Source organism: Microbacterium esteraromaticum, from assembly GCF_017303215.1.
Classification (GTDB): domain Bacteria; phylum Actinomycetota; class Actinomycetes; order Actinomycetales; family Microbacteriaceae; genus Microbacterium; species Microbacterium esteraromaticum_C.
Genome location: NZ_JAEMWU010000001.1, coordinates 598,643 through 614,178, shown reverse-complemented (window position 1 = coordinate 614,178; position 15,536 = coordinate 598,643). Strand labels below are relative to the sequence as shown.

Below are 15,536 nucleotides of genomic sequence, written 5' to 3'. Positions count from 1 at the left end.
TTGCGTGACATTCAGTGTCATCTCACTGCGATTCCGACAGTGGGAGCCCACTTGACGGCAAGAACGCTGACGTGTTTTCATCGTTTCGAAGGGGAGTAATCCTCGCTTCGCATCGTCAGTACGCTCCCGAGTGGGATCCGGTGCGAAGAGCCCTCGGGCCGATGAGACCTTCACGATTCTCGTGGAGGTCTTTGTCATGTCTGTTCCCCTGTGGGCCTGGTTCGCCGTCTTGGGCGTGATCCTCGCCATGCTCGCGATCGATCTGGTCGCGCACCGCAAGGCGCACGTCATCGGCGTGCGCGAAGCCGCAGCCTGGTCGATCGTCTGGGTGACTCTGGGAGTGGGCTTCGGCGTCGTCGTATGGTCGCTGTGGGGTGCCGAGTTCGGTCAGCAGTACTTCGCCGGGTATCTGATCGAGAAGTCGCTCGCCGTCGACAACGTCTTCGTCTGGGCGATCATCTTCGCCGCCTTCGCTGTTCCTCGTGAGTATCAGCACCGGGTGCTGTTCTTGGGAGTACTGGGGGCCCTGGTCTTTCGCGGCATCTTCATCGCCGCGGGTGCCGCACTGATCGACAACTTCTCGTGGGTGCTGTACCTGTTCGCCGCGTTCTTGATCTACACCGGTTGGCACATGTTCCGCTCGCGCAACGAGCACATTCAGCCCGAGAAGTCGCGGATCCTGCGGGTGTTCCGCCGACTGGTTCCGATGACCGATGCGTACCACGGGCAGACATTCCTCATCCGCAGGGCGGGGGCCATCGTAGCCACTCCCCTCCTCGCCGTTCTGGTGCTCGTCGAGGTTACCGACATCATCTTCGCCGTCGACTCGATCCCCGCCATCTTCGGCGTCACCAACGAGCCCTTCCTCGTGTTCACCGCCAACGCCTTCGCGATCCTTGGCCTGCGGGCGATGTACTTTCTGCTGGCCGACCTCGTGCACCGTTTCGTCTACCTCAAAGCGGGGCTCTCGTTCGTGCTGGTCTGGGTCGGCATCAAGATGCTGCTGCTCGAGGTCATCTACATCCCGACGACGGTCAGCCTCGTCGTGGTCGCCACGATCATCGCCGTCTCGATCATCGCCAGCCTGCGCGCGACGCGCGGGCAGGGCCGACACGAGGTGCAGACACGGGCAGCCGGTGTCTTCCGGGTCGCCACCGAGGATGAACTCGCGACGACCGAACCACTGTTTCGGGCGCGCAGACGCCGTAACCGGCCCGTCTCAGTCGACCGAGCGACGGCGGTAGAGCACAGCCCCCGTGGTGATCAGCCCTCCGGCGAGCACGATCCCCAGCGGTAGCAGCCAGGCGGCCTGGCCCGTCGTGGCCAGGTCGCCCTCGGCACCGGCATCCGATCCGCCGCCGCCGGCATCCGAACCGTCAGCGTCGCCGTCGGAACCGTCGGCCTCACCGTCACCACCCGAACCATCGCCGCCCGAGCCGTCCCCACCCGAACCATCGCCGCCCGAGCCGTCACCGTCACCGCCCCCATCGCCACCGCCGGCGCTGCCGTCGAGCATGGCGACATAGCGCTCCCCCTCTGCCGGGGTGCTGGCCAACCAATAGTCGAGCCCGGCGGGCAGGGCCGCACGGAAGGACGCAGCGCCCTCGGCGTCGGCGACCACCTCGGCGACGTAGGCGATGTCGCCCTGCGTCGGCGCATACGGATCGGCATCCGCGTCGAGCACGAGAACCGTCGCGGCTGCGCCGGCGAACTCTGCGCCGAAGGCGATCCGCACCTCGGCCACGCCCTCGCTGGTCGTCGCCTCGTGCTCGGCGGCGCTCGCAGCCTGCGCACCGGCGAGCGCCAGCACGGCACCGAGAGCGAGTGCGCAACCAGCACGCATCATGGTGTTCTTGCTGTTCATGAGTGTGTTCTCCTCGCCTCTGCGACGGCTATCGGACGTTGACCAGTACGGGGCGCTGCGTGTCGGCATCCCACCGCCAGGTGCTCTCGAAGTCCCAGCCGATTCCTTCATATGTGGACTGCTTCTGCGCCGCCGCGGCGGTCACGGTCTCACCGTTGCGGGTGTCGTGTCCCTCGTCGGTGACCGTCTGCCCCGTGAGGGTGATCGTGTCGACGGCGAGGTTGTCGATGAACGTGGCCTTCTCGGTGCCGAGCTCGCGCGCAGCGATGCGTCCGGCATGCGACGACGCCGTGATCGACGCGTTGAGGGCCACCGACTGGGCCACGGTGGTGGTGGCGTACGAGTACCCCACCAGACCGCCGGCGTTCTGGTTCGCGACGACCTCGACGGCGCCGGTCGCGTACACGCGCTGCGTCAGGCTGCCACGGCCAGCGATTCCCGCGATCCCGCCGGCCTGCCGCCCGGCGTTCGCCGTCACGTCGGCCTGCGAGTACGTGTCGCGCACCGTTCCGAAGAGGTACCCGACGACACCGCCGACCGTGGATGCGCCCGTGATCGATCCGCTCGTGCGCGCCTCGGAGACGACGCCGCTCTCGGCGAGGCGATCGACCAGCAGGCCCACCTCGGCCGACGACGCTGACACCGCGGCATCCGCCAGCGCCACCTTCTGCACCGTGCCGGTAACCTCGGCGAAGAGCCCTCCCGCCGACGATGTGTAGCCGCTGAGCGTATGCCCGCCACCATCGAATGTTCCCGAGAACGTCGCCGTGACGCGCACGCCGCTGCCGCTCAGGTCGATGTCGGCGACCAGCCGGTAGTGCTGTCCCGGATAGGCGGCCATCTCGGCGAAGTCGGCCGCCGCGTCGATCAGGTACTCGCCCTGCTCGCCGGTCGGCAGGTTCGGCCCGGCCGACCCTGGCTCCTGCTGGTCGCTGTCGTCGCGCCCACGGGCGTCACCGACCCCGATCAGCAGCGGTCGTTCGCGCTCATTGCTCCACTGCCACACGTCGGCGCTGAAGCCCAGCGTGTCGCGGTAGAACGCGGGGCCCTGCACCTGGGCGGTGGTGGCGGTGCCGCCGTGCAGGTTCGTCGTTGCCGGCGCAGCCGTGTCGGTCTGCGTTGCCGCGGTGGTGGCATCCGATGCCCAGTTGTTCTCAAGCGTCGCCGTGTTGCCCGAGAGCACACGACCGAGCATGCGGTGCGCCCACGACGGGGCTGTCACCGTCTGACCGAGAGAAAGGCTGTCGCGGATCACCGTGCCGGTGTACGCGTATCCGAAGACACCGCCGGTGTTGCGAGTATCCGCGGCGACAGATCCGGTGGCGTAGACACGCTCGCTGAGCGAGCCGGCGAGCGCGACGCCGATGGCACCGCCGACCTCGGTCGCGGCGCCATGCACCGTTGCGGTCGTGTAGGCGTCGCGCAGCTCTCCGCTGGAGTCACCCAGGATGCCACCGACGCGGCTCGGAGCGGTGATCTCTCCCGTGGTGTACACCCGTTCGACGACGCCGATGCTGACGTTGGCGAGGATGCCCGCCCGCGCCACCGAAGCACTCACCTGGGCGTCCTCAATGCCGAGGTCGTGGATGTAGCCGCCGTTCTTGTCGAACAGACCGCCTGCCTGGGACCGCAGACCGGTGATGATGTGGCCTGCACCGTCGAGCTCTCCGGTGAACGGCACCCGAGCGGCAAGCGGCGCAAAGGGCTGGTCGGCGAGCGCGATGTCACGGGTGAGCACGAAGCGCTCTTCGGGGAACTTCTCCATCATGCGCAGTTGCTCGCCGTCGCCGATCTCGAAGAAGCCGTCTTCGTTCGTCGGCAGATCCGGGGTCGGTTTGACATACTCTTCAGGGTTCGAGCGCAGCACCGGGCGCTCGGCGTCGGGGTTCCAGACCCAGACGTCGTCCAGGTTCCACCCCAGGGTGGTGCCGAAGTGCTCGGGCGTGCCCGCAACGGCTGCGGTCACCCGTGCGCCCTTGAGGTTGTCGGCAGCCGGGGCATCAGACAGCGACTCGGCCGAGACGAACGTCTCGTCGGAGGCGTGGTTGTTCTCCAGGTTCGCCTGGTGACCCGAGAGCACCCTTCCGAGCACGGCGTGTGCGTAGCTGGGTGCGGTCACCGCGACGTTCAGCGACATCGCGTTGCGGATGCTGGTCTCGTTGTAGCCGTATCCGACGACGCCACCGGTGTTGCGGGTAGCAGCAGAGACCGCGCCCGACGAGTAGACGTTCTCGGTGGTCGAACCGGCCAGCGCGACTCCAATCAGTCCGCCCGACTCGGTGTGCGTGACGTGCACGTCGGCGGTCGAGTAGCTGTCACGGATCTGCCCCGACGAGTCACCCACGAGGCCACCGGCACGCGAGGGTGCCGTGATCGAACCGCTCGTCCACGACCGTTCGATCGTGCCGTTGTTGACATCGGCGAGGATGCCGACCGGGCCGATCGCCGACGAGGCATCTGCGCCGACCACGGCGAGATCGTGAATCGTGCCGTCGTTGGTCTGGAAGAGTCCGGCGCCGTTGAGCCCGGCCGAGACGTAGCCGCTGACGGTGTGGCCACGCCCGTCGAAGACACCGGCGAACGGGGTAGCGCCCGAACCGATCTGTGCGCGCTCTTCACCGTCGAGCTTCAGGTCGTTCATCAGCGCGTAGTGGGCATCGGGAGCGTGCACGATCTTCTCGACGTCTGCCCAGGTACGTAGCTCATACGGACTCTCGGCGGTTCCTTCGCCGGGCATTCCCTCGCGTACGAGGATGCCCTCGGCGAGCTGCCTCCCGGTGTCGAGACCGTCCCAGGCGAACAGGCGCACCGTGCTGTCGGAGCGCACCGGCAACGGCGACTCGAACGCGACGAGTTGCTCGGTGCCGCGGTGGTCGAGTTCGACGGTCGCGGTGCGCACATCGAGCAGCGTCTCTCCGGTGAGGTCGTAGGCGGCGGCGATGAGGGTGGCATTGTCGCGGGCGCCCTCAGTACTGAGCACACCGATCTCGGCGAGCGCGCCGTCGACGACGTCGTGCGAGGTCACACGGAACTCGGCCTCGGGCTTGCTCACCGCGAACTCGTCGACCAGTTCGCCGTCGATCGTGTAGACCCGGGCCTGAAGTTCACCCTCAACGGCTTCGAGCACGAGTCCCGTCTGCGTGTCGACGTCGTACACGGTGTCGTCCCACCACTGCGCCTGGTTGTCGTAGAACTTGGGGCCGCTCGACCCCATCGTGACGAACGTGGTGCCGCGGTCCTTGAGTGCGTCGTCGGTCACGAGCTCACCGTCAAGCATGGTGCTGCGCTTGTAGACGTGGTCATGGCCGCCGATGTGCAGTCCGACGCCAAGCTGGTGCAGCGTCTGGGTGATCTTGGCGCGGGCCACCGACATACCGGCATCGCCACTGTGCCGACCGCCGTAGTAGGGGAAGTGCCCCATCACGACGTTCCATTCGGCGTCGCTGGCGCGCACGTCGCTCTCGAGCCAGGCGAGTTGCGTGTCGAGATCGTAGTTCGAGTTCAGTACCGAGAAGTGGATGCTGCCACGGTCGAACGAGTAGTTGCTCTCGCCGATCTCGCTGCCGTTCTTGGGCAGATCGAACATCGAGCTGAAGATGCGGCTGCGTTCGACAGACAGCGCGGTGCTGACCTCGCGGTCGCCGTATGTCTCGTGGTTGCCGACCATGGGGGCGAACTGCAGATCGAGGTCCTTCAGCGAGTGGTCGAACGTACCCTGCCACTGCGCGGCGTTGCCACCGTTGTCGACGAGGTCTCCGACCTGGATCACGGTGTCTCCCCCGGTGCGCTGGGCGCGCAGCTGGTCGAGCATCTGTGCGGGCAGCTCGTAATCGGACTGCTTTCCGCTGTTGACCTGCACATCACCGAGCACGTACACAGGGGCGTCATCGGCACCGCCGGCGACGAACTCACCGCGTACGTCGGTCCAGGGTCCGTTCTCTGTGACACCGAAACTGTACTCGTAGCGGGTGCCGGGGTCGAGGTCGGTCAGATCGAATTCATGGCTGCGCAGGGCGTGTGCGGTGATGCTGTCGAGGTACGTGTCGGCTTCGGTGGCGATGGAGTCCACCTCGAAGACGCGGTCGTTGGTGGATGCCACCGTGGTGGCTCCCAGGCCGAACAGCGCCCCGGCGGGCGCGACCTTGGCCCAGACCTTCTCCACGGCGATGTCGGTGGCCACGCTCAGACCGGCTTCACCGGCCTCGGCGCCCACGGTGGCGACGGTGCCCAGGTGCCGGAAGACCGCTTCCGGATCGAAGTCGTCAGCGGCGATCTGGATACGGTGCACGGTCGCCGCGGTGTTGCCCTTGTTGTCGGTGGCCTTGATGACGACGAAGTGGTCGTCGTAGCCCTCCACGACGAACGCGCCGTCGGTCACCGCGAGGCGGTGCTCGGAGTTGTAGACCTCGACTGTCGTGGCCGGGTCCTTTCCGCTGTCATCCGTGGCGGTGAACGACGGAAGGGCGATGCGCTCGCCTGGTTCGGCGTGCTCGGGTGCCGCCGCATCGACGGTGATCCGCGGTGCGTAGTCGGCTCCGCGCACCATCTCACCGACCCAGATCGGCGCTGATACGAGCTGAGCTCCGTCGGCCTGCGTGGCCTTGACGAAGTAATAGTCACCGTCAGCAACATCGAGGCTCACCTCGAGGTTCTGCACGGCACCGCTGAGAGCGCCGAAGTCGTGCGCCACCCGCCCCGCGTTGCTGACGATCTGCACGCGGCTGAACGAGTCGTCGACATCCGGATCGGCCAGCTGCACGACCGCGTCGATCTTCGCGGTGTCGCCGGGGAGGATCGACCCCATCATCTGATCGTTCGCGCTGAACGCGAGGATCGCGTTCTCGTCGAGCGTCGAGTACATGCTGCGCTCGCGCATCGCCCCATGCACACCGTCGAGCGACTTCTCGTCGGCCCAGACACCCGTCAGTGCGGGATTGGAGGTGACCCAGTTGGCGCTGTGCTCATCGCCGTTGAAGACCGGAGCAACGTGCCAGCCGCTGTCGAGCGCGAGCTGCCACTGGGCGTCATAGGCGGGACCCTTGTGCTCAAACAGCGACATGCGCGCGTCAGCCTCGGGGGTGAGGTGCGCGAAACCGCCGAAGTTGCCCTTGCCGGTGGGTGAAGGATGGTTGAACTGGCCGATGACGTCACCGTCGGCCGCGAGGCGCGCATAGAACGTGGGCAGGTCGTACATGAAGTCGCCGACCGGGAACACGCCTCCCAGGTTGTCGCCCGACCCGCGCACGTATCCCGGCGCGGTGACGAACCACTCCGCGTTGAACAGGTTGATGTGTCCGGTCGCGTCGTACCAGGTGACCTCTTCACCAGGCACGGCAACCAATTCACTGTCACCGGAGGCGTTGTGCCGCTCCGCGCCGCTCTTGAGGTACTTCCATTCGTTCGAGTGCGCGTGCTCGTGATCTTCCGTCCAGTCGTCTGCCGAGCGCACGTCCATCGTCACGTCGTGCTCGCTGGCCGAGAAGAAGTCGACGTCGGTGTTCTCGGCGACGTACGTGTAGGCGTCTTCGGGCAGTTTCACTCCGTCGCTGATCGACGTGTGTGAGTGGAACTCTCCCGTGTAGTGGGTCTTGCCCAGGAACGTCGGATGCGCACTGGTGCCATCGATCGCTGGGTCGGCCGCGTGGGCCGCCGGTGCGGTCAGCAGCGTGGCTACCAGGCCGAGCGCGACCGAGCCGGCGATCATCGCGCCCGCGCGTCGCCCCGAACGGGTCTCGGGTGGTTCGTCGCCGTGGAGGACACGACCGCGAGGGGCAGGGGCGGAGGCAGGGGTCAGTACGCGCACTCGCTCGACGGTAGGTGGCGCCGACGAACACGCTCCTTCCGGCAAGCGAACGGCAGGTGAACCTCTGCCTCAGCCGAGCACTTCGACACCGAACCCGGCGACGACCGCTCGCACTTCGGCGAGGTAGCGCTGTGCCAGTTCGGTGAGCGGGATTGCAGCATGGTCGATCCAACCGATCTCGATGCGTTCGTCGACGTCGAGCGGGATGGCGACGATCGCGGGGTCGAGCTCGTCGCTGATGATGCCCGTCGAGATGGTGTAGCCACCGAGGCCGATCATCAGGTTGAAGATCGTCGCCCGGTCGGACACGCGGATCTCCTGCTTGCTCGACAGCGTCGAGAGGATCTCTTCGGCGAAGTAGAACGAGTTGTTCACGCCCTGATCGAACGTGAGTCGGGGGAGCTCGGCGAGGTCGTCGAGCGTGACCCGCTCTTGCGCGACCAGGGGGTTGCCCCGCGAGATGAAGATGTGCGGCTCGGCGAGGAAGAGCGGGTGGAACACGAGCCCCGAATCGCGCAGCAGCTTGTCGATGACCCGGCGGTTGAACTCGTTTCGGTACAGGATGCCGATCTCGCTGCGTAATGTGCGGACATCTTCGATGATGTCCCACGTGCGTGTTTCGCGCAGTGAGAACTCGTATTCGGCCGCGCCGCTGGCCTTCACCATCCGCACGAACGCGTCGACGGCGAACGAGTAGTGCTGGGTCGAGACGCCGAGCAGTCGCCGGGACGGCGCCCGACCGAGATAGCGCTGCTCCAGGAGCGCCACCTGCTCGACGACCTGCCGTGCGTAGCCCAGAAACTCAGCACCATCAGGGGTTAAGGTGACGCCGCGCGCAGAACGGACAAGAAGGGCGCGGCCCACACGAGCCTCGAGTTCCTTCATCGCCGCCGACATCGTGGGCTGCGCGACGAAGAGAAGATCGGCCGCGGCAGAGATCGACCCCTCCGCTGCGACGTCGATGAAATAGCGCAGTTGCTGCAGCGTGAGACCGCTCGATCCTTGTGCCATAGGCAAACTCTATGGCAACCCATACCCAAGTCGAGTTACCCGATATCCGAGTGCCTCACGCACGATGGATCAATCTTCTCCCGGAGGCCGCACCAGGCCCCCTCGACACCGGATTGGCCCCTCATGGCGGACGACTTCGCTTTCAGCATCACCACCACTCGCTTCGACGAGGACTACTCCCCCTCGCAGAGCTCGCGCGCGACGACGAACTTCGCCAACCTGGCCCGGGGCGAGCACCGTCAGGAGAACCTGCGCAATGCGCTGACCATGATCGACCGTCGTTTCAACGACCTCGCCGGCTGGGACAACCCGGACGGCGACCGCTACGCACTCGAGCTCGACATCGTCTCGGCACAGCTGGAGTTCACCGCAGCAGACGAAGACCGGGAGTTCCCGCTGCTCGAGGTGCTCGACATCTGGATCGTCGACCGGCACACCGGCGCCCGCCACCACGGCATCGTCGGAAACAACTTCTCGTCCTACGTGCGCGACTTCGACTTCAGCGTGCTGCTGCCCGCGATCAAGTCCGCCGACGCCGGCATCCCCGCCGACTTCGGAGACCTTCACGGCAAGCTGTTCGCGCACTTTCTGGCATCCGACGCCTACCGGGAGCGCTTCGAGAAGCTGCCCGTGATCTGCATCAGCGTCTCGACGAGCCGCACGTACCGCCGCACCGGCAACCACCACCCCGTTCTCGGCGTCGAGTACGAGCAGGACGACTCGTCGCTCACCGATGACTACTTCGGCAAGATGGGGCTGCGGGTGCGGTACTTCATGCCCCGTGGCAGCGTCGCACCGCTCGCCTTCTACTTCCGTGGCGACCTGCTGGGCGACTACACCGACCTGGAGCTGATCGGCACGATCAGCACCATGGAGACGTTCCAGAAGATCTACCGCCCCGAGATCTACAACGCCAACGCGGCCGCTCCGGCCGTGTACCGCCCGAGCCTGCAGCAGCAGGACTACTCGCAGACGCGGATCGCGTACGACCGGGTCGAGCGCAGCCAGCTCGCTGTCACCCAGGGCAAGTACACCGAAGAGCACTTCATCACCCCGCACAAGGACGTCCTTGAGCGGTGGGCCGCCGACTACCTCACCCCCGCCGCATGACCGGTCACGAGGCGTCGAGCACGCACACGCTCCTGCCGACCTCCACCGTCGGCAGCCTGCCGAAACCGTCGTGGCTCGCGCAGCCCGAAACCCTCTGGTCGCCGTGGAAGCTGCAGGGCACCGAGCTGGCCGAGGGCAAGCAGGATGCTCTGCGCTCGGCCGTTCAGGAGCAGACGGCGCGCGGTATCGACATCGTCAGCGACGGCGAGCAGACCCGCCAGCACTTCGTCACGACGTTCATCGAGCACCTCAGTGGCGTCGATTTCGAGCAGCGTGAGACCGTCCGCATCCGCGACCGCTACGACGCGAGCGTGCCGACCGTCGTCGGGGCGGTCACGCGCGAGCGGCCCGTGTTCGTCGACGACGCGAAGTTCTTGCGCGCGGCGACCGACCGCCCGATCAAGTGGGCTCTTCCCGGCCCGATGACGATGGTCGACACCCTGCATGATGCGCACTACCGCAGCCGCGAGAAGCTGGCGTGGGAGTTCGCGACGATCCTCAACCAAGAAGCCAGAGAGCTCGAAGCCGCCGGCGTCGACGTCATCCAGTTCGACGAGCCCGCCTTCAATGTCTTCTTCGATGAGGTCAAGGACTGGGGTGTCGCAGCACTGGAACGCGCGGTCGAAGGACTGCGCGCCGAGACGGTCGTGCACATCTGCTACGGCTACGGGATCACGGCCAACAACGAGTGGAAGACAACGCTCGGGTCGGAGTGGCGGCAGTACGAGGAGTCGTTCCCGTTGCTGCAGCAGTCGAGCATCGACACCATCTCGCTGGAGTCGCATCACTCTCGCGTGCCGACCGATCTGATCGAACTGCTGCGTGGCAAGAAGGTCATGCTCGGCGCGATCGACGTCGCGACCGAGCAGGTCGAGACCCCCGAAGAGGTCGCCGACACGCTGCGAAAGGCGCTCGCGTTCGTCGATGCCGACAAGCTCGTCGCGAGCACGAACTGCGGAATGGCTCCGTTGCGTCGCGATGTCGCGCTGGCGAAGCTCAGCGCCCTCAGCGCGGGCGCGAGCATCGTTCGCGAAGAACTCGCGGACCGAGGGGTCTGACCGTGTTCCACGCGTATCCCGCCGCGGCGTGGGCCGAGGAGTCGGCGCACGGCTTCTCGGCCTCGCTCTCGGCTGACGAGTTCAAGGCACTGTTCCGCGGACACCCCGGTGGCGTCGCGGTCATCACCGCGGATGCCGGAGACGGGCCGGTCGCGCTGACCGCCACGTCGGTCGTGTCGGTGAGCGCCGAGCCGCCGTTGCTGATCTTCTCGGTCTCGGCCCTGTCGTCAGCATCCGACGTTCTCTCACGCGCGGAGAGCGTGGTCGTGCACCTGCTGGACACGCAGGATCTCGCCCTCGCAAAGCTCGCCGCGACCGGTGGCATCGATCGCTTCGCTCAGACGCACCGCTGGTCTCGCCTGAGCACCGGCGAGCCGGTGTACGCCGACGTCCGCGCGTGGGTGCGGTGCGCCGTCATCAACCGCATGGATGCCGGAACCTCGACCGTCATCGCCGCTCATGCGCTGGAGTCGCACATCGCACGCGACGTCGATCCCGGTGCTCCGGGAGACGCGCTGGTCTATCACAACCGCGGGTGGCACCGGCTGAGCGCGCAGTCTCGTATCGAGGGCTGACGCGCCCCGGACTGCCCCGCCCCGGGCTGCCCCATCCCGACCCGCAGAACCTACCGCCGCCCGAACACCGCGTGCAGGAGCGGCAGCACCGAAACGCTCATGAGCGTGACCCCGAGCCAGGTGACCGGGCCGAGGAGAAGTGCGCCACCGATCAGCAGTCCACCGAACAGCACCGCCGACACGGCCCGCACCGCCACGCGGATGATCCGGTCGAGTCGGTGTTCCAGGCTGGAGATGTCGAAGGTGAGGGTGCCGGCGTCGAAGCGGTCGATGAGTCCGTCCACGCGTGCGGGCATGCGCCACAGCGCCCCCATGTTCGCGGTCGACTGCGCGACGAGATCCTGCACCAGGTTTCCGCTCTCGTCGCGCAGCAGCTTGGTGGCGTACGGCTCGACGGGCTCCCAGATGTTGAACGACGCATCCAGCGCGCTGCACATGCCCGAGGTCAGCGAGACGGCGCGCATGAGCAGCAGCAGCTTCTCGGGCAGTTGCACGGGCAGGCTGCGCACGGTGTCGCCGAACTCCATGCCGAACTGCCGCAGCTCTTCGGGGTCGACGTCGCGCAGCTCGCTGAAGCCCATCCCTCCGAAGCGGGCGAACAGCACGGTGAGAGCACGTTCGAGCTGAACCGTGTCGGCCGACGGCAGCAGCACGCCGATCTGCTGCGCGGCGCGCACGAGTCCGCGGCTATCGCGGGCGGCGACCGCGATCACCAGCGTGCGCAGCCCGGCACGCAGATCATCGGGCACCTCGGCCATCATGCCGAAGTCGATGAACGTCAGCCGCCAGCCCCGCGCACTGCCGTCGAGCGGGGTGACGAAGATGTTGCCGGGGTGCGGGTCGGCATGCACGAACGAGTGGGTGAAGACCTGATCGAGCATGACCCCGGCGAACACCTGGGCGACGTCGGCCGGGTCGATGCCGGCGGCGCGCAGCGCCACCGTGTCGTTGATCTTGATGGCCGTGACGTCTTCGAGGGTGAGCACCCGGCGCGTACTGCGCTCCCAGACGATCGCGGGGGCACCGACACGGTCATCATCGATGAAGTCCTGCGCGAAGCGCTCAGCACTGACGGCCTCGTGCAGGTAGTCGATCTCTTCGTGACAGGTCTGCGCGAACTCCTCGACGAGGGCGGGCGCATCGACGCGGTCCGAGACCATGCGCACCCGCTGGGCCCAGCGGGCGACCCGCCGCAGCGCCGCGAGGTCGACCTCGACGATCCGGTCGATGCCGGGACGCTGCACCTTGACGATCACCGCGTCCAGACCGGTCTCGGCCGCATCCGCGGGCAGCAGAGTGGCGCGGTGCGCCTGACCGAGGGATGCCGCAGCCACGGGCATCCGATCGAACGAGGCGAACGCCCGCTCGAGCGGCATGCCGAGTTCAGTGTCGGCCACCACGCGGATCTGCTCGAACGGCACCGCGGGTACCTCGTCCTGCAATGCGGCGAGTTCGGCCGTGATCTCGGGCGGCAGCACGTCGAGCCGCGACGACATGAACTGGCCGATCTTGATCATCAGCCCGCCCAGCGCGACGGCGAGCGCGCGGAACCGGCGGGCGAGCGCCAGCATCCGCTCGTCGCGCGTGCGTTCGGCGACATGCGCCATCCCCACCCGGGGCAGCACGAGTTCGAACCACCAGATCTGCACGAACGCGCGCGCCGCGAAGCGCAGGATGCGCCGGTAGCGGGCGCGTCCCGCGGCGTCCCTGCCGGCGCGCGGTTCGGCGACGCGCGAGTCTCGGGCATCCGCCATCGATGCTCCCTCGTCGATCGTCACCCTTCGGCGAGAATCGCGTACAGCTTGCGGCGCGCGTCTTCGAGCACGGCGACGCCTTCGTCGACCTGTTCGGGGGTTCCGGTGCGGGCGAGCTGCGCGGTGGCGCTGGCGAGCTCCATGCCGGCCTTGGGAAGCAGGGCGAGGTGTCCGGGCGCTCGGTTGCCGGCGTTCTCCCACGGGGCGGGCTTGGCGGCGGCCTCTTCCGACTCGGCGATACCCGCTTCGGTGAGCGAGTAGGTCTTGCGTCCACCCTGCTCTTCGGCGGTGATCAGGCCCTCATCGGCGAGCAGCTGCAGCGTCGGGTAGACCGATCCGGCGCTCGGCTTCCAGGCGCCGCCCGAACGCTCGCCGATCTCGCTGATGATCTGGTAGCCGTGCATCGGCTTCTCGGCGAGCAGCGAGATGACGGCCGCACGTACGTCGCCGCGGGCCATGCGCGAGGTGCCGGGACGCTGCTCGAAGGTGCTGCGCAGCTGGTCCATCGCCTCCCACACACCCGCGAGCGGGTTTCCTGCGCCGTTGCTGGCTCCGAAGCCGAAGCCGCCACTGGGGAATGCGTTGCTCATGATGTCCTCCTCGAATTGGACGATGGTTAACGATATGTCGCTATGAATCGTTCGGCAAGGGTGGGTCGGCCTTTTGCCGTGCGGCTCTCTCGACCTACCCTGTGTGCATGAGCGACCTGACCACACCGACCGGCCGCGAACGCGAACTGCGCGCGGCGCCCCGCGATGACGGCACCGCACCGCGCGCGCTCGTCCTTGGCGCGACCGGGTACATCGGCGGGCGCCTCACGCCCCGCCTTCTGAACGCCGGCTACCGCGTGCGCGTGCTTGCGCGCGATGCGGCCCGCGCACGATCGTTCGCGTGGGGCGACGACGTCGAGATCGTCGAGGGAGAGGCGCAGAACGCGGATGCCGTCGCCCGTGCCATGCACGATGTGGACGTCGTCTACTACCTGGTGCACTCCATGGGCGGAGGCAAGGACTTCGACGCCCGCGATGCCGAGGCCGCGCACGCCGTAGCGGATGCCGCCGCGGCATCCGGGGTTCGTCGGATCGTCTATCTGGGTGGCCTGCACCCGGACGGCGCCGAGCTGTCGCCGCATCTGCGCTCGCGCGTGCAGGTGGGTGAGATCCTGCTCGCCTCGGGAGTGCCCACGCTGGTGCTGCAGGCCGGCGTGGTGATCGGCTCGGGGTCGGCGTCGTTCGAGATGATCCGCCACCTCACCGAGGTGCTGCCGTACATGCCCGCCCCCAAGTGGGTGCGCAACCGCATTCAGCCGATCGCGATCCGCGACGTGCTGCACTACCTGCTGGGCGCGGCGCGGGTGGATGCCACGGTGAACGCCGCGGTCGACATCGGCGGCCCCGATGTGCTGCGCTACGGGCAGATGATGAACGGGTACGCGCTCGAAGCGGGGTTGCCGCAGCGGGCGATCGCGGCTCTGCCGGTGCTGACTCCTCGCCTGGCGTCGCTGTGGGTCAATCTGGTGACGCCGGTGCCGCGGGCGATCGCGCGCCCACTCGTGGAGTCGCTGCAGAACGAGTGCGTGATGAAGAACCGGGCGATCGACGACCTGATCCCGGGCCCCGAAGGCGGGCTGATGCCCTACCGGCGGGCGGTGTCGCTGGCGCTCGGCCGGGTCGACGCGGATGGCGTCGAGACGAGTTGGCAGGATGCCGAGGTGTCGGGCGCCCCGAGCGACCCGTTGCCGAGCGACCCGGATTGGGCGGGGCGGACCGTGTTCACCGATGAGCGCACCGTGCACACGAGCGCGCCCGTGGCAGAGGTCTGGCGGGTGATCGTGGGCATCGGCGGGCAGAACGGCTGGTACTCGTCACGGTTCCTGTGGGCGCTGCGCGGCATCATGGACCGCGTGATCGGCGGCGTCGGTCTGCGACGTGGGCGGCGCAGCCGCACCCGCGTGCGCCCCGGAGACGCCGTGGACTTCTGGCGGGTCGAGGCAGTTCGCGAACCGACCGCTGATGCAGAAGCGGGCGGCCTGCTGCGGTTGCGGGCCGAGATGAGAGTGCCCGGCGCCGCATGGCTCGAGCTGAGAGCTGTGCCGGATGCCACGGGCACGCGCTACGAGCAGCGGGCCGTGTTCTTTCCTCGCGGGCTCACCGGACGGCTGTACTGGCTGGCCGTGCTGCCGTTCCACGGGTTCATCTTCGCCGGCATGGCGGCGCGCATCACGGCCGCGGCCGAGTCGGGTGCCGCCGGTTCGGGTGGGTGACACCCGTGCCGAGTTGGAGTCACGTACGTTTGGCGGGGAATTGTACGGATGCCAGCGGTATACGCGGCGTGTCGCCCGCCAGACGTTCAGACTCCCGC

General features: G+C 67.5%; 10 protein-coding genes. 5 read left to right on the top strand and 5 right to left on the bottom strand.

The window, feature by feature from the left end; translation table 11 throughout:
- Window positions 1-196 precede the first annotated feature (196 nt).
- Entirely contained in the window at window positions 197-1,297 is a 1,101-nt protein-coding gene (locus tag JF543_RS02785) for a TerC family protein (RefSeq protein WP_206822674.1), read from the top strand.
- On the opposite strand, the gene JF543_RS02780 is transcribed toward JF543_RS02785, so the two are convergent.
- The 3 genes from JF543_RS02780 to JF543_RS02770 all read right to left on the bottom strand — a co-directional run bounded on the left by JF543_RS02780 (window position 1,220) and on the right by JF543_RS02770 (window position 8,678).
- Window positions 1,220-1,864: a hypothetical protein gene (locus JF543_RS02780; protein WP_206821279.1), complete on the bottom strand. Its 645-nt coding sequence runs from the start codon at window positions 1,862-1,864 to the stop codon at window positions 1,220-1,222. The two genes, JF543_RS02785 and JF543_RS02780, sit on opposite strands and share 78 nt — an antisense overlap.
- A gap of 28 nt (window positions 1,865-1,892) precedes the next feature.
- Window positions 1,893-7,568, bottom strand: a complete 5,676-nt coding sequence (locus JF543_RS02775) for a metallophosphoesterase (protein ID WP_206822673.1) — start codon at window positions 7,566-7,568, stop codon at window positions 1,893-1,895.
- Between the two features lie 168 nt (window positions 7,569-7,736).
- Window positions 7,737-8,678, bottom strand: a complete 942-nt coding sequence (locus JF543_RS02770) for a LysR family transcriptional regulator (protein ID WP_206822672.1) — start codon at window positions 8,676-8,678, stop codon at window positions 7,737-7,739.
- 123 nt (window positions 8,679-8,801) lie between these two features.
- Here JF543_RS02770 and JF543_RS02765 point away from each other — a divergent pair, with 123 nt between their 5' ends.
- Genes JF543_RS02765 through JF543_RS02755 form a run of 3 tightly spaced genes read left to right on the top strand, consistent with a single transcriptional unit; the run spans window position 8,802 to window position 11,421 of the window.
- The gene (locus tag JF543_RS02765) at window positions 8,802-9,788 is read left to right on the top strand and encodes a DUF1852 domain-containing protein (protein ID WP_179409388.1); all 987 of its coding nucleotides are present in this window, start codon (window positions 8,802-8,804) and stop codon (window positions 9,786-9,788) included.
- The gene (locus tag JF543_RS02760) at window positions 9,785-10,846 is read left to right on the top strand and encodes a methionine synthase (RefSeq protein ID WP_206822671.1); all 1,062 of its coding nucleotides are present in this window, start codon (window positions 9,785-9,787) and stop codon (window positions 10,844-10,846) included. Before JF543_RS02765 ends, JF543_RS02760 begins: the two co-directional genes overlap by 4 nt.
- Window positions 10,847-10,848: 2 nt before the next feature.
- Window positions 10,849-11,421, top strand: a complete 573-nt coding sequence (locus tag JF543_RS02755) for a flavin reductase (protein ID WP_206822670.1) — start codon at window positions 10,849-10,851, stop codon at window positions 11,419-11,421.
- Window positions 11,422-11,471: 50 nt separating this feature from the next.
- Here JF543_RS02755 and JF543_RS02750 read toward each other — a convergent pair whose 3' ends face one another.
- Both JF543_RS02750 and JF543_RS02745 read right to left on the bottom strand, forming a co-directional pair.
- The gene (locus tag JF543_RS02750; protein WP_206824193.1) at window positions 11,472-13,175 is read right to left on the bottom strand and encodes an ABC1 kinase family protein; all 1,704 of its coding nucleotides are present in this window, start codon (window positions 13,173-13,175) and stop codon (window positions 11,472-11,474) included.
- A 20-nt stretch (window positions 13,176-13,195) separates the two neighbouring features.
- Complete coding sequence (locus JF543_RS02745; protein ID WP_206822669.1) at window positions 13,196-13,765, bottom strand: PadR family transcriptional regulator; 570 nt, start codon at window positions 13,763-13,765, stop codon at window positions 13,196-13,198.
- A 107-nt stretch (window positions 13,766-13,872) separates the two neighbouring features.
- On the opposite strand from JF543_RS02745, the gene JF543_RS02740 reads away from it, so the two are divergent.
- Complete coding sequence (locus JF543_RS02740; RefSeq protein WP_206822668.1) at window positions 13,873-15,438, top strand: SDR family oxidoreductase; 1,566 nt, start codon at window positions 13,873-13,875, stop codon at window positions 15,436-15,438.
- Window positions 15,439-15,536: the final 98 nt, after the last annotated feature.

What these genes read in the sequence shown, in the direction of transcription:
- JF543_RS02785 (WP_206822674.1), top strand. Translation starts at nt 197, where the DNA reads ATGTCTGTTCCCCTGTGGGCCTGGTTCGCCGTCTTGGGCGTGATCCTC.
- JF543_RS02780 (WP_206821279.1), bottom strand. Translation starts at nt 1,864, where the DNA reads ATGAACAGCAAGAACACCATGATGCGTGCTGGTTGCGCACTCGCTCTC.
- JF543_RS02775 (WP_206822673.1), bottom strand. Translation starts at nt 7,568, where the DNA reads ATGATCGCCGGCTCGGTCGCGCTCGGCCTGGTAGCCACGCTGCTGACC.
- JF543_RS02770 (WP_206822672.1), bottom strand. Translation starts at nt 8,678, where the DNA reads ATGGCACAAGGATCGAGCGGTCTCACGCTGCAGCAACTGCGCTATTTC.
- JF543_RS02765 (WP_179409388.1), top strand. Translation starts at nt 8,802, where the DNA reads ATGGCGGACGACTTCGCTTTCAGCATCACCACCACTCGCTTCGACGAG.
- JF543_RS02760 (WP_206822671.1), top strand. Translation starts at nt 9,785, where the DNA reads ATGACCGGTCACGAGGCGTCGAGCACGCACACGCTCCTGCCGACCTCC.
- JF543_RS02750 (WP_206824193.1), bottom strand. Translation starts at nt 13,175, where the DNA reads ATGGCGGATGCCCGAGACTCGCGCGTCGCCGAACCGCGCGCCGGCAGG.
- JF543_RS02745 (WP_206822669.1), bottom strand. Translation starts at nt 13,765, where the DNA reads ATGAGCAACGCATTCCCCAGTGGCGGCTTCGGCTTCGGAGCCAGCAAC.
- JF543_RS02740 (WP_206822668.1), top strand. Translation starts at nt 13,873, where the DNA reads ATGAGCGACCTGACCACACCGACCGGCCGCGAACGCGAACTGCGCGCG.